The sequence below is a fragment of the Moraxella sp. genome, from assembly GCF_024227015.1.
Taxonomy (GTDB): Bacteria; Pseudomonadota; Gammaproteobacteria; order Pseudomonadales; family Moraxellaceae; genus Moraxella.
In genome coordinates, this window is record NZ_JAAELD010000280.1 from 1 (window position 1) to 878 (window position 878).

Consider the following 878-nt stretch of genomic DNA (forward strand, 5'->3'; position numbering starts at 1 on the left):
ATCAATAGCCGCAGCGCACAGCCTAAAGTCGCCATTTTGCGTGAGCAAGGCGTGAATGGTCAGCTAGAAATGGCAGCAGGCTTTAAACGCGCAGGACTAGAAGCCGTCGATGTGCATATGAGTGACTTACTCAAAGGGCGTGTCAACTTGCGTGACTTTGATGGGCTCGTGGCTTGTGGCGGCTTTAGTTATGGCGATGTGCTTGGCGCTGGTGCTGGCTGGGCAAAATCGGTACTGTTCCATGATGAATTACGCATGCAATTTGTGCGATTCTTTACCCGACCAGAAACCTTCTCGCTTGGCGTGTGTAACGGCTGTCAGATGATGAGCCAGCTTAAAGACTTGATACCTGGCGCAGAGAAGTTCCCCCGTTTTATCGCCAATAAATCGGCACGCTTTGAAGCGCGCACGGTGAATGTGAAAATTGAACGTACCAAGTCGGTGCTGTTAAAAGGCATGCAAGAGAGCATTCTACCGATTGCGGTGGCACATGGCGAAGGCTTTGCGAGGTTGAGCGATACCGATATCGCAGGGATGAGCGCACATGGGCAAATTGTGATGCGTTATGTGGACAGTCTCGGCACAGCAACCGAGCATTATCCGCTCAATCCAAATGGCTCACCGCAAGGGGTGACAGGGATTTGTAGCACCGATGGGCGTGTGACCTTGATGATGCCACACCCAGAGCGCAATTTGATGGCGTATAACCACAGTTGGAAGCCTGAAGCTTGGGACAATGACGGGGCGTGGATGCGGATGTTTAGGAACGCACGGGCGTTTTTACGTTGATTTTAAGGAGATAAAAATGGGATTGCCTAGAACTTTCGTTAGTTTTAGTAGTACAGATATACATTACTTCCGTTTAATGCAAGCTTGGA

1 protein-coding gene is annotated in these 878 nt (G+C 50.1%); it reads left to right on the plus strand.

All coding sequences use genetic code 11. The annotated features are described in order from the left end of the window. Nucleotides 1–789, plus strand: a 789-nt coding sequence (locus GY683_RS06440) for a phosphoribosylformylglycinamidine synthase subunit PurQ (protein ID WP_297287960.1), incomplete at its 5' end; no start/stop codon positions are given. Between the last annotated feature and the right edge of the window lie 89 nt (nt 790–878).